This window comes from Alloscardovia sp. HMSC034E08, from assembly GCF_001813415.1.
Classification (GTDB): domain Bacteria; phylum Actinomycetota; class Actinomycetes; order Actinomycetales; family Bifidobacteriaceae; genus Alloscardovia; species Alloscardovia omnicolens.
Map to the genome: position 1 here is coordinate 180314 of NZ_KV812468.1, position 20627 is coordinate 200940.

Genomic DNA, 20627 nt, shown 5'->3' on the forward strand with positions numbered 1-20627 from the left:
AATCTCTTAAGATAGCAATATGCATAGTATGGCGGCTAGGCAGTAGTAAGTTTCGTCTAGCCACCATATCTTATTGAATCCTGGCTTGATTGTTGTGTTGTTGTTCTTGTTGTGCTGCTAGTGCTTGGGCTTGTGCTGTTTGTTGTGCTTGTTGCTCGGCTAACTGTCGGGTGATATTTTGTCGGATTGTTTCGTCTGCTTCTTGCCTCATATGGACTGGCAGATGGTTGATTACTTCGCTCGTTATTGTTTTGTGTGCGTCAACTGCGCTGCTGCGTGTTAACTGGTCTGGCAGCGTGATATCTGCGAGGGCTTGCCATAGTGGTGATGCCTCACGTTGAAGATCGGTCACAGTGGTTTTGCCAGATGCCTTGTCCTGGGTGATGACTGTGGCGAGAGCTTTTTCTGTAGGATTCATCGAGGAGAATGCTTCTGAGAGAACTTTTTTATCGGTTTCTTTTTCTCCTGTAAGGATGAGTGTGTAGTGGACAGGTTTGTCCTGGGCTAGTGTGCGAATCTGGGCAACATGGTCAGGGGTGATTTCGCCGGTTACTGGTGTAAGGATGATGGGGTTTTGGCCACGCTGCATACTGTGGGTAGCGTGAGCTGCCAAGGTTGGTGTGGTTGCGAGAATCGCATAAGGCTGATCCTGGGTGAGTTGAGTTGTCGTGTTTTTATTGAGTCCCCATAGGCTAGTGTCTGGTTCAAAAACATCGGTAGCTACCGGCATAGCAGCAGTTGTGTTCGATTGTGTTTCTAGTGGTATGAAGGCGCTGATACGTCCTTCAACATCACGAATGGGACTGAGGATAGTGTTCGTGTATTTTTCTTCCCATTGCCCTTCACTGTTTCGTGTGACCAGTCCTGCCTGGGAGAGCTCTTCTAGGGTGATGCCGCTGCGTTGTGCCCAATCGATCAGGCTTTCTGGTCCTGTAGAGATTAAATATTTCACGGGGATGTTATGCTGCTGCGCCCACGTGGTCGCGTACTTACTGTTATTAGTTTTCCAGTGGTGGTAGATGCGTTCGTTGATGCTGCTAATCTTGTTATAGGTTTTCGGATCGAACATAATGGCTTCTTTCTCAATCATGGCCGCGTGTGTGGCTAGATCGTTATCGGTGATGACGTGGTCGGGTATGTAGCGTTGTGGTTTGTCTGGGTTTTTGTAGTTGAACATGAGGTTGGATAGGTTACGTCGCCATGCAGCGCGTCCAGGATTGATACGGTAATCAATTTTTTGGCCAAACGGACTAAACATGTTGGTCACATCGTTCGCTGCTCGATAGATCAGCGTGGAGCGTAACAAAGCAGTGTAATCTTGCGCCGATTGATCTACTGCGTTCACACTTGTTGCGCTGCCCTGGAGAGTTTTCTGCCATGGTAGCGGATGCGTGAGCGCTTGCTTGACCTGTTTATCGAGTGCTGCATCGATTTTGTGATCTATCTGAGTTAACCAGTCTTGATAACCCTGGGTGATGTCGGTGATGTGTTGTGGCTGGTAGCCGTTCACGTATCCGTTCTTATTGGTGAGGACGGGTGTACCACGGTAGAGAGCACTAATCTCGTTGAGTTTTCGTGTGATCACAGCGACGGGTTCGCCACTGGTCAAGGGTGTGAACAAGTATTTGTCGAGATTGTTTTCGGATAACGGCATTTCACCGCGCACACGTTCGGTCAGGATCTGGTTAGCTTTGTCAGGGTTGACCAGATAGGCCTTCTCGTAGGCGTCTACTAGTTGTGCCCACCGATAATCTTTCATCAGTTCGTGGATGTAGTGATTGTCGTGTTTGATTCCTAGGTTTGTCAGGATGTCGTGGGAGACGATACGTGCTTGGATGAGCTGGCGATCTGCTACCAGGGATGGTAGGGAGTGCACGTAGTTGAGGTAGTCTTGCCGTGTTTGGGTGGCGAAGACTTGGCTGCGTGTGTTACAGATTTTGTTGAGTTGACTATCGGCGAGTTCTTGTTCGGTTGGTTCAAGATCTTGCGGCGTATAGTATTTCGTCGGATCAGGATTGCTTGATGTGAGTGTCCAGGCTTTCTTGCCTTGATTGAGGAATGTTTTTTCTTTGGCATTAGCCCAGGCGAGTTTGTCCTGGTCACTGACGGGGTTGAGCTGCATGTACACGTCGTTGGATTCTTTACCTCGCGTCATGGCTACGTATAACAGGTTGTGGTTCATGGTCGAGTCGGCTGCGATCACGAGGCGGCTGGTATCGAAGGTTGCGCCTTGGGCTAAGTGGATCGTGGATGCGTACCCGCCCTGGGCGTGTTCTTTGACATACCAGAAAGGAAGCAAAGCGGTTTCGTTTTCTTCGGGATTCTTCACTGCCATGGTTTTGTTCTTAAAATCGATGGTGGTGATGATCCAGTAGTCGCCGTTGTGTACTTTCTCGCCTTTGCTTGTGGTGATGTGAGTGTTGCGTCTAGTTACGATATGGTCGCCCACACCGTAGGCGACACCGTCGGAGAGCTCTACTCGTTTGTTGGGGTTGGTTTCTACGAGACCTTTGTCCATGAGGTCTTGGGTGAAGCGTCGGTTGAGTTCAGCTACTGTCTTGTTGTCGGACGCCATGAGGATAGCGTTTTTCCCGTTTTCGATATCGGCACGGGTGTCTTGGTAGGCTTGCTCAAATATCGCATCCTGATCGAGGCTTTGATGGATACGATTCATGGAACGATACTCACTAATGGCCGTGTAGGTGTCGTCTTTGTTGCGTTCCCGGTTGCGCAGCATGAGAGACACATCAGCTTCGTGTGTGTCGTTGAAACGGAATAGGCTGGTCAGTTCGGCGTGATACTCGTGGCCGCGATCGTGCATGGCGGTGAGTGCTCCGGTTCCTTCACCGACGGCGGGTAGCTGCATGTGATCGCCCACGAACAAGATGCGCGTATTGCGTTCGTGCGCGATAGAACAGATCAGGGACAGGTCGGTGGTTGCTGCCATGCCCGCTTCGTCCACAATGAGAATACTATTGTGTGGAATCGTGTATTGTTGCAGTTTACTTATCGCGGTTATGAGTTCTTCGTGAGCGTTGCGTTTTTGTTCACTGGTCGCGTTCGGATGCGTGAGCACTTGTTGGGCTGTATCGATTTTCTTGCGTAACGCGCCGTGGGTTTCCTCGGTAATGATGGCCGCAATGTTGGCACAGGTAATGTTCATCGAGCTTTGCATTTCTTCTGCAGCGCGCGTCGATGGCGCTGTTCCTGTGACTTTATTGTCTCCGTACGTGTTGTCTACCACGTATTTGAGTGCTTTGAGCGTGGTAGTTTTGCCCGCGCCGGCCGGACCGATAATCGCGAACATATTTTTCTTACTAGTTAATGCTGCTACGACGGCGTCATACTGATCCGCACTCAACGGATGGTCTGCATGCTTATTGTACTGGTCGAGCAGTGCTGTGACTTGGGTCTTGTCGATATAGCTGGTGTCTTGCTGGCCATCCATGATATCGATGAGTTGCTTTTCCGCCTCGATCACGGTTTGGGTCGCGTAGAGTTTTTCTCCTTTTTTCATATCGAGAATGCTATGAGTGTGCCCGGTGATGTCTTCGATGGTGAACCTGTTGTCGTGGGCGAACTGGTCTGGTACTTGGTAGATGTCTGGCGTGATTTCTACAAACTGATCCATGAAAGAGCTAGCTAGCTGGTTTGGCACATTGACATTGTCGTCATCATCATCGAAGTCAATTCCATCGAGAAGGCTATGTGCGGTGGCGGCGATATGTGCTTTGGTGAACGTGGTTTTATGTTCACCGGTGAGGCGTTGAAATTCGTGTGCAGCTTCTTGGTTGCTCAGAGGCTTGTGTGTAAGTTGATCGTCGTGTTGTTCTTGTGCAAGTGTCGCTGCTAAACTTGGCTTAGCTAGTTCGAGTAGGTTGCAGCGTTGCACATCCGCATGTGTCATGACTTTCGTGTTGTCTGTTTGTATATCTTGTCCTATGGTGTTGGTGTCTCCGTAGAGTTTTTCTGCGAGAGGACGAAACTGTTCTTCACAGATTTTCGGATTTGAGTTTTCTGCTGTTTTCTTTTTGCGTGTGTTTCCCCAAGCTTTATTGGCCAAAGTGTTCAGGGTGCGTTTGTCTGGTTTATAGCCGGTGGCTGCAATGTAGTTGTCGATATACTCATTGAGTTTGCTGGCCACGCCAAGGCTGCGGCTGCTCGACGCTCTAATGAGTTCGTCGCTGATACCGGCCAGTTCCCACACGTGTTTGTTGGGGTTGCTCATGCTTGGCCGTTTCTCCCATTTAACTCCCCAGGCTTTTACTAAGTTGGCGCGTAATCGTTGTGAGTGCAGAATGTTGATACGTTCGGATGCGGCGAGCAGGATGCGTCCGTCGAGAGCGACAATGCGTCCGTCTTCTCGTTGTGCGAGGTTACTGATGACCGCGTGGGTGTGGTAGTGGGGTTCGCCGGCTCGGTTGGTGTAATGATCGTAGGCGGCAATAGTAAAACCGGTGAGTTTGACACGTCCGGTGCCGCCGTGCCCGATACGGCCAACGGCTGCTTCTTTCTCAAATTCTGCGATCGCTTCTTTGAGGGATTGCTGCCAGACTTGGTCAAGCTGGTTTCGTTCTTCTTCTTTGGCGAGGATCCACAGGATACTGAAACTTTTCGGCGCGGCAAAGGTCGCGTCAAAACCGGTGACGGTCGAGCGACTGTTGGATTTGCGTGGGTCGCCTAAGCTCATAGTGATGTGTGGCGCGAGTTTTTCATGGGTGACGGGGTCTTCCATTTTTTCCAGGAAGGTATACAGTTCGTCTTTGCCGATGATGTCACCTTCTTGCTTATGAATCATGCCCAGTCCAGAACCGAGCCATACTCCCGGTGGGTTGCCCTCGTGCGTGTAGTAGCCGGAGGCTCCCCTAGTCATGGCTTGTTCACGCATCGCGTCGCTGACGGAGTCTTCTAAATATTTCGCGAACCCGGCATGGATAATCTTGATTGTCATACTCATAAGGAGCTCCCGGCTACTTTTAATCCTGGTTAATATTGCTGAACATCGTCACTGTGATCCTCGTAGTCACTCGTGACGGGTTGCTGACTGTTGTCATATTCGCTTGACTGCTGCGACTCATGCTCTGCCGATGAGGCCACTGATGCTGATGCTGGTGCTGCGGTTGGCGTGGTTGTTGGTGCGTGTTTGGTTTCTTCTTGCACCGCACGCAGTAAGGCAGGTAGCGTTTCGACACCGTTGTTGCGTGCTTCTTGTTGGCTAATACCAGAGGCGAGGAGTGCTTCGTAGTCGCGCACGTAATCGGTGGCAGCTTTCATGAGGCGCTGACGTGCTTGTTGCAGTTTGCGCGCGCTCTTGTTAAACAGGATGCGTCGTGTTTCTACTTCTTTGATCTTGTCTTCGAGTTGCTTTTTGTATTGAGTGATTTCGTCTTCGTAGCTTAATGCCATGATCATGTCTCCTTAAATTTTGTGGATGGTTGTTTACCAGAGTGGAACGTCTTGCTGGTTGTCGTCTTCGTCCCACCAGGAAAAAGTCTCATTAAGATTTGGCAGCGCTTCGTCTTGCGCTGCTGCAGGGGTAGTTGTGTCTACATTGTTTATCTCCTTGTTGGTTTGTTCAGTGAGTGGATGGAAAGTATCGCTTGGCGTGAAAAGAATGTCCCAGTTGACGGGGGATTGTTTGAGGAAGTCGTCCCAGTCCCATCCGTCGGGATTGTTACGGTTCACGCTTAACCATCCTGTGGTGATGAGCCTAGGCATTGTGCTGGCTATCTCGTCGAGGAGTTCCGTGTATCGTTTGTTCAGTTTGGTTAGATGTTCGTCGCGTTCTCGTAGTTCGCGGTTTTCTTTTTGCGTCTGCCACAACTTCATGGTCAGTTCGGCGTAGGCATCATCGCGTGCCCGATCACGTAACCATTGCGCGTGCTGCGTCGAGTAGTATACGCGGCAATAATCAGAGCAGAATTGTTTCTTGATAGCTCGTCGGTCTGTGATCGTGAATGGTTTATTGCAGCGTAAGCAGGTTTTGTCGATGGGTTCCATGTCTGGTTGTTTCTTCGTCATGACCGGTTTGCTTCTTGTGTGGTGAGGGTGGATAGTTTGCTGTCGAGTATGAGGTTTTTATGTGTATTGTTGCTGCTCTTTTTGTTCATTGTTGCTCCCTGCTGAGTAGTACTTCTATGGGGTAATGGCGCGAGTGGTTTTTGTTTATTGATATCAATAAACAGCCGAAGGCGTTATATAACACCTTCGGCTGGCTTTAGACCTTTATTTAAGCGCTTTTAGCGCTTGGAACACCCGGAGGGTGCATTGGTTCCTAAAAATAAATAATGAGGGGTGGACTGGTTTTGTGAATAATGAGGGTGTAATTTTTCGTGGACAATTGATGAATAGGTTATAAAAAATTGGTGGAGTATGTGATGCGATGTGCAGATTCTTTTTCGATGTGACGTGAGGTGAACCGGTAGGTTTTCCCCTGTTAATTGTCTCCTAGGTAAATGAAAAGTCCTGAACATGAATCACATCATGTTCAGGACTTTTGTGAAGTATTTTAGTTCCTTGTTAGCGCGCTGACTCGTTGGGGGTGTAATACTGAAGAGTCCGGGAATTTCAGGAACATCGATAGCCACCATTTGCCGCTGCGGGTCGCTCGTGCAGTTACGTTAGTCAATGTTTTCATGCGTTGTCCTTAAAAAATTTGATTATTTATTTATGCGTATTGGTCGATAAGCTGACGGATAGCTTGGCTGGTTGTTAAGTGGTGAGCAAGCGCGTATTGGTCGAGGCGGTTCTCACGTTCTAAGTCAAGTCGTATCTTGATGATTTTGCGTGCTGGAGTTTTGCCTACTTCGAGCGGACGCCCCGGTGCCCTCTCTTTCGCATGAGCGAGAACAGAGTCATCATATCCGTGCTCAGCTTCATCAGCAAGATGGTAAAGCTTGTTATTTTCTTCTGCACTAAAATCATCATGAGATCAAAGCATGTATGTACTTTCCTTTTTCTGCTGTTTCTTTCATAGCTGAGCTTAGCAGTGAACGGTAAAGCTTTTACCAGCTACGATTTGATGGGGGTAAACAGCTGTAACGAGTAGCACTATTGATAGCGGTGAAAGATACAACACACGAAGCACAATGAAGAGTGTCAGATTTTGTGTAAATGGTGGGTTCACTAGGTTATGAACCGCCTCCCGTTTCTTGGACTGCGAAAATAAGGTTTAAGAAAAAGGAGGCAGCTCAAACGAGCGGCCTCTAAACATGGAGAAACCTCTGCTCCGCTACGAAAAAACACAGAAACCGCCCTCCGCCACACATAACAAAACGGGCAGCCCCTCAAAACAGAGAGACCGCCCGCGATACCGGCAAAAGTTCAGCTTTAATCCAACGCTATGTTAATCCAGTGCCGCCTTAATTCCAGCCCGAATCCAGCGCTGCCCTAGTTCCCCTGCGCCATCATGCGCAAGAACTCAGCGTTGGTCTGCGTCTTCTTCAAACGCCCTACCAGCTGCTGGTATGAGGACTCTGGCTCTAATCCGCCCAAAGCACGACGCAAGCGGTAGATAATCGCCATCTCACTTGGATCGGTAATAAGTTCCTCACGACGAGTGGAAGATGCGTTAATGTCGATTGCTGGGAAGAGTCGCTTCTCCGAAAGTTCACGAGACAAGCGCAATTCCATATTGCCTGTGCCCTTGAATTCCTCGAAAATCACTTCGTCCATCTTCGAACCAGTTTCCACCAAAGCGGAGGAAATAATAGTCAAAGAGCCGCCGTTTTCAATGTTGCGAGCAGCACCAAAGAACTTCTTTGGAGGGTAGAGTGCCTGAGCATCCACACCACCGGAAAGAATACGTCCGGAAGCTGGAGCAGCAATATTGTAGGCGCGAGCCAAACGAGTCATGGAGTCAAGCAACACCACAACATCCTGACCAAGCTCCACCAAACGCTTTGCGCGTTCAATAGCAAGCTCAGCAACAATAGTGTGGTCGGAAGCTGGACGGTCGAAGGTGGAAGAAATAATTTCACCCTGAACCGTGCGCTCCATATCGGTAACTTCTTCAGGTCGTTCATCAACGAGAACCACCATCAAATGCACTTCTGGATTATTTGCCTTAATGGAGTTTGCAATGTTTTGCAAAGTAATGGTCTTACCAGCCTTTGGTGGAGACACAATCAGACCGCGCTGACCCTTACCAATTGGCGAAACAATATCAATAATGCGACCCACCATATTCACTGGCGTTGTTTCCATCTTCAAACGCTCTTGCGGATACAGCGGAGTGAGCTTGGAGAACTGAGGACGCTGAGCAGCCTCTTCCAGGCTCAAGCCGTTAATAGCTTCCACCGACTGCAGTGGAACGAACTTTTGGCGTTGATTGCGACGGTCGCCATCACGATTTGTCTTAATAAAGCCGCGCACAGCGTCACCCTTGCGCAAACCGTACTTTTTTACCTGACCCATAGATACATACACATCGTTTGGACCTGGCAAGTAACCAGAGGTACGCACAAAAGCATAAGAGTCGAGAATGTCTACGATACCAGCAACGCGAATGAGTTCTTCTTCTGGCTGCTGCTCTTCGTGAACCTGCTGTTCTTCGTGATTTTCTGCACGGTTCTTACGATTATTACGGTTATTATTGCGACGATTATTGCGCTCGAAGCGATCGTTATTGTCGTCCTCGTTTGACTCTTCTGTGCTTTCTGCACGATCATAACGACGTGAACGGCGCTCGTTCTTTTCGGATTCCTCGTCCAAGTGTGCGCGATCTACACGAGAGATACGGTTGCGACGTTCTGCATGGCTTGCACCGCGCTGTTCGCGCTGAGCTGCAGCCTGAGCAATGCTTTCGGCACGTTCGCGCTCTGAACGGTCTGGAAGAGCAGACAGAATATCATTCAAATCAGCTTTAGCCTGATGACGGCTTGCTTCACGCTCAGCCTGCTCTTCTTCGCTGACGGCGGCGGACTTACGGCGGCTACGAACAGGAAGTTCTACGCCCAAATCAATAACTTTATCTGCCTTCTTGTCTGCGCGAGAACGTGCAGGAGCGCTTTTGATTTCTGACAGTTCAATAAGAGGTGCTTCAGAAGCTGGAGCGCTTGATTGACGCGCTTCGTTAATACGCTCAATCAGTTCAGGCTTACGCATAGTAGAAGTGCCGCGCAATTTCATTTCTTTAGCAAGTTCGCGCAGCTCAGGGAGCTTCATATCAGCAAGATTAGTATTTGCCACGTGTGTGACCTTTCGTGAGTAAAAAACAATTCCTCTACATCAGTCATTACATAGCCGAGGACTATAAACTGTGTGGGAAAGTATCTACATTGAAATTTCGTAAAAATAACGAACTGAAGTAAAACTATACGGTACTTGCTGGACAGAGCGTCTTTTATACACGCTCAAGCGTGGCGAAATACAAACAGACCCGCTCTTAACTAAAAGAGCGAGCCTGCTGTTAAACGCTGAACGCTTTAGTGACGGTGAGCGCGGTAGCAGTTAATCAGTGACTGAGTGGACTGATCTTGCTGAGCCAAAGCAGCGTCATCCTGAGAAATAGCAGGAGCAATCTGCTTTGCCAGAACCTTACCCAGCTCTACGCCCCACTGGTCGTAGGAATCCAAGCCCCACACAGTACCCTCAACAAGAGTGATGTGCTCATACAGAGCAATCAACTCACCTACTGCGAATGGGGAGAGAGTGTCACCCAAAATCGAGGTGGTTGGGCGGTTACCGGTGAATACGCGAGCAGGAACAATAGCTTCGTCAGTACCTTCAGCGCGAACTTCTTCAGCGGTCTTACCAAATGCTAAAGCCTTGGTCTGAGCCAAGTAGTTAGCGAGGAAGAGCTCGTGAACGTCCTGATCGCCATCCTTTGTTGCATTTGGAGTATTAGCAAAAGCAATAAAGTCTGCAGGAATGAGGCGAGTGCCCTGGTGAATCAGCTGGTAGAAAGCGTGCTGACCGTTAGTCCCTGGCTCACCCCAGAAGATTTCACCGGTCTGAGTGGTTACAGGAGTGCCATCCCAGCGCACAGACTTACCATTGGACTCCATGGTGAGCTGCTGCAAGTATGCGGCGAAACGATGTAGATACTGGTTGTATGGCAAAACAGCGTGGGAATGTGCGCCGAAGAAGTTCACATACCAAACGTTCATCAAGCCCATCAAAGCTACAACGTTCTTTTCGATTGGAGTATTTGCGAAGTACTCATCGATAACATGGAAACCGCGCAAGAAGTCTTCGAAGCGTTCTGGACCGTAAACAATGGCAATAGAAGTACCAACAGCGGAATCTACAGAGTAGCGGCCGCCAACCCAGTTCCAGAAGCCGAAAGCATTGTTTGGATCAATACCGAATTCAGCAACCTTGTCGAGTGCAGTAGACACTGCAATGAAGTGCTTTACAACAGCTTCAGCATTCTTTTCGTCCGAACCGTCGATTGCACCCTGAGCCTTCAAAGTTTCAAGTAACCAAGTGCGTGCAGAGCGAGCGTTGGTCAAGGTTTCCAAAGTGGTGAAAGTCTTAGACACAACAATGAACAAGGTAGTTTCTGGATTAATGCCCTTGAGCTTTTCAGCCATATCGTTAGGGTCAATGTTGGAGACGTAACGAGCAGAGATACCTGAATCGTTGTATGCCTTCAAAGCTTCGTAGACCATAACTGGCCCCAAGTCAGATCCACCAATACCAATGTTTACCACGGTATCGATCTTCTTGCCAGTTACGCCAGTCCACTCGCCGGAGCGCACCTTGTTAGCAAAAGCGTAAATGCGGTCGAGAACTTCGCGAACATCCTTTACTGTGTCCTGACCGTCTACAATGAACTTACCTTCGTCAGAAGCTGGACGACGCAAAGCTGTGTGAAGAACAGCGCGATCTTCAGTATTGTTAATATGCACACCGGTGTACTGCTGCTGAATACGCTCTTCGAGCTTCACATCCTTAGCCAAGTCTGCAAATAACTGCAGTGTCTCTGGCTTGATGAGGTTCTTAGACAAATCGAAGTACAAATCTCCAGCTTCAAAGCTTAAGCTAGCTGTGCGGTTTGCATCAGCTGCGAACCACTCGCGCAGGTTAATGCCTTCTGCCTGCAACTGATTAAAATGATTCTGCAATGCAGCCCATGCTGGTGTCTGAGTTGCATCAATAGGTGGATTGATGGCCATTGCCAGTCCTTTCATACCTTAGAAACGTACGATTCTCCGTACCTAATCATTAAAGATTAGTAGGTGAAAAGGACACGTGCGCGATTTTTTGCTCTTGTTTGAGTCTTGTGTGCGGGCATGCACACAAAATCCTTGCAAACGTGTGCAGTGAGGGATTGGTTTTTGGCTCTGCGGCTCGCGTTTCTCTGTGCTTTATTAAGACACTGGACGGCTTGCACTTTCTAGCGCATCTATGCTACACTCTTATTTTCGTACGACGCATGCGCAAGCATGTTGATTGTATTGCCACTTTAGCTCAGTTGGTAGAGCGTCTCACTCGTAATGAGAAGGTCGCCGGTCCGATTCCGGCAAGTGGCTCTGACTACCTATTTACACATTCTTACTCTGAATTACTTTGCGCGAGTGGCGGAATTGGTAGACGCGCAGGATTTAGGTTCCTGTTCCACTGGAGTGAGGGTTCAAGTCCCTTCTCGCGCACGTTGTCATGTCTCACGACATAGTTCCGCTGCAGTTGGGGAGCTGTGTCGTGAGATTTTTTGTTTTCATGCGTAAAGCCGATACGCGCAACCGATATGCCACTTATGAAGCCATCTTTGTACTGCTCCGTTTTTGTTGGACTGTATGGTTGGTTCTTTTATTTTAGGTAGTGTTTGTATGGGTGCGCATGGTAGTGATTTTGCTAGTAAGCGTGTGGAATTGTTGGCGCTGTTTGATCTGGGGTGTGGTTATGCCATAGCGGCTGATCAGTGTGGTGTCAGCAGTGACCTTATCCTTGTTAGTAATGAAGTCCTCAGCATGACCCAAAGAAGCGCCCTTAGCAACGTTTGTTGCTTCAGCCTTAGGCTTTGGCTGTGGTAAAGCAATCAGCAGACCTGAATCCAGCTGGTTTGTAGTGCCTCTAGACGAGCTATCCACAGCATTCTCGAACATACCGTAAGAACCACCGAAGTTGTTATATCCTGAAATACCAATCTGCGCCCCTTGTGTAGTCGGCGTCCAGTACATGTTTGTGCGACCGTTGTAAGGATCCTCCGCGGTTGCATTACCCTTGACCCACAAGGCGTAGTTCAGCTGACCCGTAATAGGGTACGAAGTTACTTCAGTAATATTCGAAGCAGGCGTAGCTTTGAAGCGCATCTCCTGCCCAATACCAAGATCAACGGTGCCATTCTTCACAGCATTATCCTGATAGAGACCCTTATAACCTTCCTTGCGGGTATCTACTGAACCGTTGGACTGTCCATTGAAGTTGCTCAACGCGAAGTAGTTAACATCGTTCTTGTAGTTGCCAGGCGAGTTCGAGGCGAAATTACACATCACCGATACGTAACCATTGTCAGCAATCGAACGCCAGCCAAACTTCGCATCAGCAGCGGCAACTGAATCAGGCACATTGGAACTCAACTTATTCAAGGTCTTATATGCCAGTTCTTTAACGTTTGTGGCCTGCAGACCAGTTGGGCAACCAGCTTCGTTCATCGGATCGCTCTGCATGAAGTTCTTCTGCCGATATGTAATCCGATTATACGGAGGGGTGTGAGGATCATGCGTTCGGAGACACGTCGTATCGTTCGCAGTGTTGGTCAGAGGATTAGACTTAGGCAAATAGCTACCATCACCATTAACAAACTGACCATTGTTGTTCGACTCATTACGCCGCTCGCGATCCTTAGACTGAGTGTCGTTAGTAAAAGTAGTGCCGTTATATTCGGCAGTAATAGGGTCAGCATGTGCAAACACAGAGCTACCCACCAGAGGTACTAAGCCAGCGGTGGCAAGTGCTACAGCAGCTATGAAACCAATTGGTTTACGAAGCTTTTGCACACCTCACACAGGCTTCTTATGCCTAGACATAATATTCCTTTCTTCTCTCACCATAAAAATACATGGTTAAAGGTCATTTTAACCTGCCACCCCCCAGCGAAATCTTTGGTTTTCAAGGAGTTTCATTCACCATAACCATACGCCCAAAATTCTCCCAGTTAGGAGGTTATGGCTCGGTCAACACGCCGAAAAGTTGAGCATAAGAAAATCCCCAAGAGGTGTTCAAACATCACACTTCTTGGGGATTTGCACATGCTGCGTAAGCGACAAAATCAAACTAAATCATGAAAATACTGTGCAATAGCTCGCAAAGCTTTTCCTCGGTGAGAAATAGCGTTCTTTTCTTGAGCGGTCATCTCAGCACTGGTCAAACTGCCTTCTTGGTCACGCGGAACAAATAACGGGTCATAACCAAAACCGTTGTATCCGCGCTCTTCACGCAGTAAAACGCCTTCCATATCGCATACTTGCACGAACTCATGTGCCTGACCATCAGCGCTTACTTGAGCTGGAATAACAAGAGCTGCTGCACATCTAAACCGAGCAGTGCGCTCTTCATCAGGAATATCGCTTAACTGAGCAAGTAGCAAAGCGTTATTAGCAGCGTTGTCTCCGTGTCGTCCGCTCCAACGAGCGGATAAAATTCCCGGAGCCATACCCATAACGTCAACAATAAGACCCGAATCATCAGCTAAAGCAGGAAGTCCTGTGCGAGAAGCTGCATCGCGGGCTTTAATCAAAGCATTTGCTTCAAAAGTCGTGCCATCTTCTACAGGGTCAGGCAAATCCAACTGACCAGACGTAACGAATTCAAACTGCGATCCTTCTACTGTCTCGCCAATAATGCGAGCAATTTCCGTAAGTTTTCCTGCGTTATGAGTGGCAACAACTACTTTTTGAACCATGCTCTCTCCTCAATCGTGTTCAAGTTACTCGCTCAAAGCCTGGCGCTGAAACTGCTGCAATTCCTTATTGCCTTTTTCAGCTAAATCTAACAGAGTGTTTAAGGTTGCGCGACTAAAAGGCGCTCCCTCTGCTGTGCCCTGAATTTCAATGAACTCACCTGAACCCGTCATAGCAATATTCATGTCTGTTTGAGCGCGTGAATCCTCCTCATAAGGCAGGTCGAGCATAGGAGTGCCGTCAATCACGCCCACAGATACGGCAGACACCTGATCGGTGAGAACCTTGGCATTGCGGGCAATAAGTTTGTTGTTTTTAGCCCATTCAATTGCATCGGCGAGCGCGATATATGCGCCCGTAATCGATGTGGTGCGCGTGCCACCGTCGGCTTGGAGAACGTCGCAGTCAATTTGAATTTGGTTCTCACCCAGAGCCTTCATGTCCACAATGCCGCGCAAAACGCGACCGATCAGACGACTAATTTCGTGCGTGCGTCCGCCCACTTTTCCTCGAGTGGATTCACGGTCTGTGCGCGATGCTGTAGCGCGTGGAAGCATGGCGTATTCTGCTGTTACCCAGCCTAAACCGGAGTCTTTACGCCAGCGAGGAACGGAATCGGTGAACGTGGCTGTGCACAAAACGCGGGTGTTTCCGCACTGAATGAGCACAGAGCCTTCGGGAGCGTCCGTCCAGTTGCGTTCAATTTTTACGGAGCGTAATTCATCTGTGTGGCGTCCGTCGGAGCGGGCGGCACTTTCAGTAGTGTGTAATTCTGTCATATCTTGTATCCTACCGTGCAGGTATCTCAAGGCGGGGGAAAGCGGCATGCGCGGTGTGGGAGCGCTGGCTGTTGGGCTGTATGCGTGTGGGTTGTTGCTTATCGGTCAAGTGAAGCGGAGTTAAGCGGAGAGTAACCAAACGCATTAACCAAACGAAGCCTCGCATATTCAGCCAGCGCATTCACCCAGCACATTTGCCCCACCTGCCGTATACAGTAATAGTATGACGTTATTTGTTGCGCTTTTTCGATTTGCTACAGCTTTCTTCGCACTAGCAGGCACTTCTAAAACCTGGTTCTTCGGCGAAACTCAAAATCTGGTGTATTTTACACATCAAACAAACTTGCTCATTGCCGCCATCTTTATCTGGGCAGGATGCGCCAGTTTACTGCGCGGCGTGCAGCCCCCTGCATGGGTTAAGGGTGCGTTAACGCTGAACATTATTATTACCGGTCTGGTTGCGTGGCTCGTTTTGCCAGCGCCGGACATGTCTAAACAGCTATATATTTTCGGCATTCCAACAATCACTATGGTGCACATTATTGTGCCGATTATGGCAACCGTCGATTTTCTGCTTTTCGATGAGCATCGCCGTTTCATCTTGCTTGACTCGCTCACCTGGCTTATTTACTTCCCTGTGTACCTGGCTTTCGTTGTTATTCGCGCGAAAGTTTTCCACGCGGTCGGTCCTGAAGCTGATGGTAGCCCATATCCTTACGGTTTTATTAACCTCGACAAGCTAGGACTGCAACATTTTGTTATCAATTGCGCTGTTTATTTAGGTATTTTCTTCGTTTTGGCTCTCATTATTGTGCTGATAGATAAAGCGCTGCCAAAGCGCACTGTTTTAACAGGCTCATCGGTTAATGCCGCGCGGTTGAAGAAGGTGCGCTAGGTGGCGATTGTTGGCGCTAGGTTACGAACGCAATAGAGTACGGATCTCAAAACAAATTTAGGCGAAAGAGAGGACACTATGTCTACTGCCGCAATGCTTACCGATATGTATGAATACACTATGGTAGATGCTGCTTTACGTGATGGAACTGCTCACCGTTCCTGCGTTTTCGAGGTGTTCACCCGTTATCTTCCTGCTGGCCGCCGCTATGGAGTGGTTGCTGGTTTAGGGCGGATTATTGAGTATATTAAGGATTTTCGTCCTAGCGAAGAGGAGCTTGCTTTCTTACGCGATAACAAGATTGTGAGCAAAGAAACTATTGAGTGGCTAGAAAATTTCCATTTTTCGGGAACTATTCGCGCGTATCGCGAAGGTGAGATGTTTTTTGCTAACTCTCCTGTTGTTCAGGTTGAGGGAACTTTTGCGCAGTGTACGCTTTTAGAAACCGTTATTTTAAGCGTGCTCAACTATGATTGTGCGATTGCATCTGCTGCTTCGCGCATTACGTCTGCTGCGGGTTCTCGACCATGTGCCGATATGGGAGGTCGCCGCGCACATGAAAGCGCTGCTATTGCTGCCAGCCGTAGCGCTGTGGTGGGCGGTTTTGTGAGCACCGCTAATTTGGCTGCCGCTCAACTTTATGGCATTCCATGTATTGGAACGGCTGCCCACGCTTTTACTTTGGTGCATGACAGCGAGCGCGAGGCTTTTGAATCTCAGGTTGCTGCTTTGGGCGTGAACACAACGCTGCTCACTGATACATACAATGTGGAAGAAGCTATTCGCACAGCTGTTGAAGTTGCAGGCACTGATTTAGGCGGTATTCGCATTGATTCTGGCGATTTAGCTTCGATGGCTCAGAAAGCGCGTCATCAGTTAGATGCTTTGGGTGCTACTTCTACCAAGGTTACGGTGACGAACGATTTAGACGAATACGCTATTGCTGCTCTTGCCACTGCTCCTGTTGATTCCTATGGTGTGGGTACTCGTTTGGTTACTGGTTCTGGGCACCCTACCAGTTCTATGGTTTACAAGCTCGTTGAGCGTGAAGGCAATGACGGTGCTATGCATCCTGTGGCGAAAAAGAGCTTTGGTAAAACAACTGACGGTTGGCGAAAGCGCGGTTTGCGTGCTTATGAGTATGGTCTGGCTCAAGGTGAGCTGGTGTTGGCTGGCTCTGAACAGGCTGTGCAATCATGGACGAGCGATCAGTATGGCGATTTGAAGGACTTGAGCATTGTTGCTATTGATCACGGCGATATTGACGAGTCCTTGACCACCCGCGAGGCACTCTTTGCTGCCCGCAATTACCATTACGAAGCCTTGCGCGAACTGCCAGTAAACGCTTTGTCGCTTAGTGACGGCGAGCAAGCTATTCCTACTGAAGTTATTACTGTGGAGTAGTTGGCTTTTAAGGAGACTATTCGTACTGTCTTGCGCTACTCTGTAAGTGCTAAAAATCTGATAAATGTATTGCCAGCCATGCTAGACAGAGCCTAGCATGGCTGGCTGTTTTATTTAAGCCCACAAAAATTAGACAAATCCGTTGCGAAGCATGATGTGGTATCTCAGTTATGAATCAAAGCGTGAGCAGTGCGTAGAGGTTGCTAGCACTTCACGCTTACAATCCGTGCGTCCAAATATGAGCTAAAATTCCCACTCGCTCGTACGCCAAAGTTGCTCGTTGAACTTAGCGGGGTTTGGGGACGATGTTGCTCAGTAGGTTCCAGCATGAATGTGTTTACTTTTATGAGTGAAGTCGATACGCGCAACCGATAGCCACTTGTGAAGCAATTTTTCCGCATCAAAACTGGCATAACAGTGTATTAATCGGTTAAGCAGAATGCGAGAGAGTAAAAACTTCTTCAAATTTAACGCAGTGTGAAACCTGATTACGCATAACCCTAAATCCTACCTGCCGCAACCAATAGGGATATACGGAACAGGGTCATGCACATGTAAAGCCAAAATCAAAAAGCCTGCAACCACAGCTGCAGGCTTTCCGTATTTCATTATATTATTTCATCATATTTTCGTAAATCTTTTTGCACTCAGGGCACACAGGATGTCCGTCTGGTTTATGCTTCGGAACCCATACCTTGCCACATAAAGCTACAACAGGCCTACCCGTCATGCGGGCTCGTTCCATCTTCTCTTTCGACACATAATGCGCATAACGGTCGTTATCGCTGTTATCGTTGAGCTGCGTGTCTTCCTGAGTAACGGTTTCTGTGCGTTCAAGCGTCGATACGCCAGCGCCGCCTTCTTCGTTCGGATTAGCGAAACCTGGCTGATCAGCATCAAACATTTCTTTCCTCCTTGACCTGCACACATTCTATCAAGAACAAGTTATATATAGTCTCATTCTAGTCGTTGCGTTACTCTTAAAGCATGACAATTGCAGTATGTCCCGGCTCTTTCGATCCAGTAACCGCGGGCCATCTTGACGTCATTGAACGCTGCTCGAAGCTGTTCAGGGAAGTTCATGTGGTGGTGGCAGTAAATGCTGCCAAAAAACCAATGTTCAGCGAACAGGAACGCATAACCATGATTAAGCAGGCTTTGCAGGCTGACGGTGTGAACAACGTTGTTGTTGCCAGCACAAACGGTCTGATTACTGAATATTGCACGCAGGTCGGCGCTTCGTTAATAGTTAAAGGTTTGCGCCAAAACGGTGATTACGAGGCCGAGCTTGGTATGGCTTTGGTGAACCGTCAACTTGCAGGCGTGGAAACCATGTTTATTCCTGCCGATCCTATTCGCGAGCATATTTCTAGTTCAATCGTTAAAGATGTGGCACGTCATGGTGGAGATATTACCGGCATGGTTCCATCATCAGTGTATAACGCTTTAATCAACGCAGTTCATGAGGAGGGTTCTAATGACGAACGCTTATGATTACGATCCAGACGCACGTTACGAGGACGACGAAACTGGTTCTGCTAAGATTGCGCAGAACGCGGGAGTTTCGGGCGCTTCCGCTGCTTCGGTTTACGAGGATGACGACACGAACTCGCACGACATCGCAACCGAGGCGTACGAAGGAGTTTCAGCTGAGAACAGCGCATACGAGGATGAACCAAAGCATATGGTTGACCCGCAAACTCAAGCAGCAATCAACGCCTATATTCCTGATGCAGAAGATGCCGAGGCACTGAACGCACGCACCGAAGAACAGTTCTCCACTGCCTACGACATTATCGATCAAATTGACGGTCTGCTTTCCAACGCACCAAGCCTGTTTTTCTCCAAAAATCAAGTAAAAATTGATTATGACGAGGTGTATGGTCTGTTTCAAGAGCTCAAAGACGTTCTGCCAGTACAGTTACAGCGCGCATCCGATTTAATGCGCAAAGCCGAGCGTCGCTTGGAAAACGCGCAAAGTCAGGCAGAAGCTATCGTAAATAATGCGCAGGCAAAGTCAGCGTCTATTATTAGCGATGCGAACGATCAAGCGCGCATCTTAGCTGGGCAGGAAAACGTCGTTTCGCTGGCAACGCAGCAGGCGCGCTCTATTTTGAGTTCCGCGCAGGAGAAGGCGAACGCGCTAACCAAGGGTGCAAACGATTACACTGCTGATTCCATGCGCGCGCTGGACAATCAGTTGGTTGAGTTGCGGCACAGTATTAGCACGGGATTGCAGGTTTTGCAGGAGCGTCAGCAAGTGGCGTTGCACGATTTGCCGCATATTACGCCAGAGGACTATCCGCAGGATTAGGGGCTTTGCTAGGGCTATCGCAGGCACTCGCTTACGCAGTTCTCACGCGCTTTTTCACGCGCTTTTTACGCGCTTCACGAGGTTTTAGGAGGTTTTATGGCACGCGAACACGCCACACCATGGTCTGTCTCTATCTCTCAGTTATCGCTCAAGCCAGGTAACTCGCAGGACATTAGCGACCTCGTTGTTCCTGCCCCATCTGGCATTGGCGATTCTCTGGTAGGCATTGCTGAAGGTTCAGACGTTACCGTAAACGCTCGTTTGGAATCTTTAGCCGACGGTATTTTGCTGACCGGCACTATCAGCGCTGACTTTGATAGCGAATGCATGCGCTGTTTAGAGCCAATTCATGAAACGATTACAGTAAACTCCGTTGTGTTCTACACGTATGAGAAGGATTTGTCGGCTGCTAGCTCTTCAGGCGCTTCAGGCTCGTCAAGCGAGGAGGAGGTCGATATTATCGCCTCGCAGGACGAGAGTAACGACACTTATCCGTTGAGTCCTGACTCTATCTACTTGAATTTAGAGTCACTGATTCGCGATCAACTCGCTCAAGCACTGCCTCTGCAACCGCTTGACCGCGAAGACTGCTTGGGCTTGTGCTCGCAGTGCGGATTAAATCTGAACGAAAACCCTGATCATAAGCATGACGTGGTGAACATTCAGTGGGCGGCTTTGGAAGGATTCAAGGCGCAATTAGAAGCGCGGGAAGAGGAATAAACGGGGCGTATTGTAGTGTTTATTCAGCGGTTATCGCCTCTCATTATCGGCAAAATTTGCGAATGACGAGAGGTTATATTAAACTCTACAAGGCTTAAGCAAATATTCGATTCGAACAGAGGATAATAAAATGGCATTGCCAAAGTATAAGACCTCGCGTGCAAACACGCATTCTCGCCGTTCCAACTGGAAGGCATCCGCAACAGCAACTGTTAGCTGCCAGAACTGTGGTGCACCTGCATACCCACACATGGCTTGCCCAACCTGCGGTTCTTACCGTGGTCGCACATACCGCTCTGCTATCAAGCCAGGTTTGGCACAGTAGTTCAGGTTGTAGCAGTAATTAATAACAGTAATTAAACTGTTGTTGCGCGCTATAAGCGCTCATAATCCTCCTTTATCGACGGGTAAGGGAGGATTTTCTTATGTTTACGTACCTGTTGTTGGGGTATGAGGAGGCTAGTAACAGTAGTGCGCCCCTTGTCATTGGTCTTGCTGCTTTAGTGATTCTTGGGGTTTTAGCGGATTCGTATGTTCCCAGATATGACGTGTTCAGCGCAGCCTTACTGGGAGCAGTGTGTTGCCATGCAGCACTCTTAAAGAAGAGCAATACTTCTTATGGTTGTGTGTGCTGCACGAGAAAGACGAAAGGTTATGGTGTGCACAGC

Annotated in this window: 15 protein-coding genes and 2 tRNA genes; 8 read left to right on the top strand and 9 right to left on the bottom strand. The window is 48.7% G+C overall.

Annotation, left to right across the window (positions count from 1 at the left end):
• Positions 1-70 precede the first annotated feature (70 nt).
• The 5 genes from mobF to pgi form a co-directional block, all read right to left on the bottom strand.
• On the bottom strand, positions 71-4957 hold the full coding sequence (gene mobF / locus HMPREF2909_RS02245; RefSeq protein ID WP_084797211.1) for a MobF family relaxase: 4887 nt from the start codon (positions 4955-4957) through the stop codon (positions 71-73).
• 29 nt (positions 4958-4986) lie between these two features.
• Complete coding sequence (locus HMPREF2909_RS02250) at positions 4987-5406, bottom strand: hypothetical protein (RefSeq protein ID WP_071415070.1); 420 nt, start codon at positions 5404-5406, stop codon at positions 4987-4989.
• A gap of 33 nt (positions 5407-5439) precedes the next feature.
• Positions 5440-6021 carry a hypothetical protein gene (locus HMPREF2909_RS02255; RefSeq protein ID WP_071415071.1) on the bottom strand — a complete coding sequence of 194 codons (582 nt, stop codon included), beginning with the start codon at positions 6019-6021 and terminating at the stop codon, positions 5440-5442.
• 1368 nt (positions 6022-7389) lie between these two features.
• Positions 7390-9165: a transcription termination factor Rho gene (gene rho / locus HMPREF2909_RS02260; protein WP_071415951.1), complete on the bottom strand. Its 1776-nt coding sequence runs from the start codon at positions 9163-9165 to the stop codon at positions 7390-7392.
• Between the two features lie 260 nt (positions 9166-9425).
• A complete protein-coding gene (pgi, locus tag HMPREF2909_RS02265; RefSeq protein ID WP_071415072.1) occupies positions 9426-11120 on the bottom strand; it encodes a glucose-6-phosphate isomerase in 1695 nt (564 codons plus the stop codon).
• 284 nt (positions 11121-11404) lie between these two features.
• Between pgi and HMPREF2909_RS02270 the strand changes: the two genes are divergently transcribed.
• Positions 11405-11477, top strand: a tRNA-Thr gene (locus tag HMPREF2909_RS02270).
• Between the two features lie 39 nt (positions 11478-11516).
• A tRNA-Leu gene (locus HMPREF2909_RS02275) sits at positions 11517-11597 on the top strand.
• A 162-nt stretch (positions 11598-11759) separates the two neighbouring features.
• Here the strand turns inward: HMPREF2909_RS02275 and HMPREF2909_RS02280 are convergent.
• The 3 genes from HMPREF2909_RS02280 to rph form a co-directional block, all read right to left on the bottom strand.
• Positions 11760-12944 (bottom strand): hypothetical protein, encoded by a 1185-nt coding sequence (locus HMPREF2909_RS02280; RefSeq protein WP_071415073.1) that lies wholly within the window; start codon positions 12942-12944, stop codon positions 11760-11762.
• A 272-nt stretch (positions 12945-13216) separates the two neighbouring features.
• Positions 13217-13849 (bottom strand): RdgB/HAM1 family non-canonical purine NTP pyrophosphatase, encoded by a 633-nt coding sequence (rdgB, locus tag HMPREF2909_RS02285; protein WP_071415074.1) that lies wholly within the window; start codon positions 13847-13849, stop codon positions 13217-13219.
• A gap of 24 nt (positions 13850-13873) precedes the next feature.
• Positions 13874-14626: a ribonuclease PH gene (gene rph / locus HMPREF2909_RS02290; RefSeq protein WP_071415075.1), complete on the bottom strand. Its 753-nt coding sequence runs from the start codon at positions 14624-14626 to the stop codon at positions 13874-13876.
• A gap of 223 nt (positions 14627-14849) precedes the next feature.
• On the opposite strand from rph, the gene HMPREF2909_RS02295 reads away from it, so the two are divergent.
• Both HMPREF2909_RS02295 and HMPREF2909_RS02300 read left to right on the top strand, forming a co-directional pair.
• On the top strand, positions 14850-15521 hold the full coding sequence (locus tag HMPREF2909_RS02295; protein ID WP_071415076.1) for a Pr6Pr family membrane protein: 672 nt from the start codon (positions 14850-14852) through the stop codon (positions 15519-15521).
• 78 nt (positions 15522-15599) lie between these two features.
• Entirely contained in the window at positions 15600-16925 is a 1326-nt protein-coding gene (locus tag HMPREF2909_RS02300) for a nicotinate phosphoribosyltransferase (RefSeq protein ID WP_071415077.1), read from the top strand.
• 613 nt (positions 16926-17538) lie between these two features.
• On the opposite strand, the gene HMPREF2909_RS02305 is transcribed toward HMPREF2909_RS02300, so the two are convergent.
• Positions 17539-17829, bottom strand: coding sequence for a DUF3039 domain-containing protein (locus HMPREF2909_RS02305; protein ID WP_021617600.1), 291 nt, complete (start codon positions 17827-17829; stop codon positions 17539-17541).
• Between the two features lie 83 nt (positions 17830-17912).
• Between HMPREF2909_RS02305 and coaD the strand changes: the two genes are divergently transcribed.
• The 4 genes from coaD (at position 17913) to rpmF (ending at position 20284) form a co-directional block, all read left to right on the top strand.
• Positions 17913-18419 (top strand): pantetheine-phosphate adenylyltransferase, encoded by a 507-nt coding sequence (gene coaD / locus HMPREF2909_RS02310; RefSeq protein WP_021617599.1) that lies wholly within the window; start codon positions 17913-17915, stop codon positions 18417-18419.
• The gene (locus HMPREF2909_RS02315) at positions 18403-19239 is read left to right on the top strand and encodes a hypothetical protein (protein WP_071415078.1); all 837 of its coding nucleotides are present in this window, start codon (positions 18403-18405) and stop codon (positions 19237-19239) included. The genes coaD and HMPREF2909_RS02315 overlap by 17 nt, the downstream gene beginning before the upstream one ends.
• A gap of 96 nt (positions 19240-19335) precedes the next feature.
• On the top strand, positions 19336-19959 hold the full coding sequence (locus HMPREF2909_RS02320) for a YceD family protein (RefSeq protein WP_071415079.1): 624 nt from the start codon (positions 19336-19338) through the stop codon (positions 19957-19959).
• Between the two features lie 130 nt (positions 19960-20089).
• Positions 20090-20284: a 50S ribosomal protein L32 gene (gene rpmF, locus HMPREF2909_RS02325; RefSeq protein ID WP_021617596.1), complete on the top strand. Its 195-nt coding sequence runs from the start codon at positions 20090-20092 to the stop codon at positions 20282-20284.
• Positions 20285-20627: the final 343 nt, after the last annotated feature.

Coding starts and splice junctions, on each gene's coding strand:
- mobF (WP_084797211.1), bottom strand. CDS start 4,957: ATGAGTATGACAATCAAGATTATCCATGCCGGGTTCGCGAAATATTTA.
- HMPREF2909_RS02250 (WP_071415070.1), bottom strand. CDS start 5,406: ATGGCATTAAGCTACGAAGACGAAATCACTCAATACAAAAAGCAACTC.
- HMPREF2909_RS02255 (WP_071415071.1), bottom strand. CDS start 6,021: ATGACGAAGAAACAACCAGACATGGAACCCATCGACAAAACCTGCTTA.
- rho (WP_071415951.1), bottom strand. CDS start 9,165: ATGAAGCTCCCTGAGCTGCGCGAACTTGCTAAAGAAATGAAATTGCGC.
- pgi (WP_071415072.1), bottom strand. CDS start 11,120: ATGGCCATCAATCCACCTATTGATGCAACTCAGACACCAGCATGGGCT.
- rdgB (WP_071415074.1), bottom strand. CDS start 13,849: ATGGTTCAAAAAGTAGTTGTTGCCACTCATAACGCAGGAAAACTTACG.
- rph (WP_071415075.1), bottom strand. CDS start 14,626: ATGACAGAATTACACACTACTGAAAGTGCCGCCCGCTCCGACGGACGC.
- HMPREF2909_RS02295 (WP_071415076.1), top strand. CDS start 14,850: ATGACGTTATTTGTTGCGCTTTTTCGATTTGCTACAGCTTTCTTCGCA.
- HMPREF2909_RS02300 (WP_071415077.1), top strand. CDS start 15,600: ATGTCTACTGCCGCAATGCTTACCGATATGTATGAATACACTATGGTA.
- HMPREF2909_RS02305 (WP_021617600.1), bottom strand. CDS start 17,829: ATGTTTGATGCTGATCAGCCAGGTTTCGCTAATCCGAACGAAGAAGGC.
- coaD (WP_021617599.1), top strand. CDS start 17,913: ATGACAATTGCAGTATGTCCCGGCTCTTTCGATCCAGTAACCGCGGGC.
- HMPREF2909_RS02315 (WP_071415078.1), top strand. CDS start 18,403: ATGACGAACGCTTATGATTACGATCCAGACGCACGTTACGAGGACGAC.
- HMPREF2909_RS02320 (WP_071415079.1), top strand. CDS start 19,336: ATGGCACGCGAACACGCCACACCATGGTCTGTCTCTATCTCTCAGTTA.
- rpmF (WP_021617596.1), top strand. CDS start 20,090: ATGGCATTGCCAAAGTATAAGACCTCGCGTGCAAACACGCATTCTCGC.